2 pseudogenes are annotated in these 453 nt (G+C 48.1%); both read left to right on the forward strand.

Going from position 1 to position 453, the window contains the following annotated elements:
* Nucleotides 1–181: pseudogene (locus tag ACTHUR_RS20615) on the forward strand (hypothetical protein); the annotation flags it as partial.
* Nucleotides 182–212: 31 nt separating this feature from the next.
* Nucleotides 213–453 (forward strand): annotated as a pseudogene (locus ACTHUR_RS20620) (phage tail protein); the annotation flags it as partial.

The raw sequence follows: 453 nt of genomic DNA on the forward strand, positions 1-453 counted from the left end.
GGCGGAAGAGATGCTGTCCTTGATTGGGCAGTTGTTTGCCGAACATTCCGATTTGGGCGTCGGTGATTTGGAAAATCCGGTACCTGATTTGCTGAATATCGATTCCGACGAAAGCGGCGAAGCCGTTACCGTCTATTATCAGCAAGGATGGCAGGCAATTTATTTTGATACGGCAGTCTGATTTCAGATTGCCTTTAATTTGGAGTTAAAGTATGGCAGTGAAATTACCGAACGGTGCGACCGTTCACATTGCGACCGCTTTGACGGCGGAGAAAAAAGCTACGGTGGCAACTAATGCTGCCGAATGCGTCCTGACGGTAGCAGGACACGGGTTTGCCAACGGCGATTTGGTTTTGTTTAAAAGCGGCTGGGGAAAGTTGAATGAACGCGTTTTCCAGATTGGCGATGTCAAAACCGATACATTCAAGCTGACCGGCATTGATACTTCCAATG

The organism is Neisseria sp. P0021.S007, assembly GCF_051956855.1.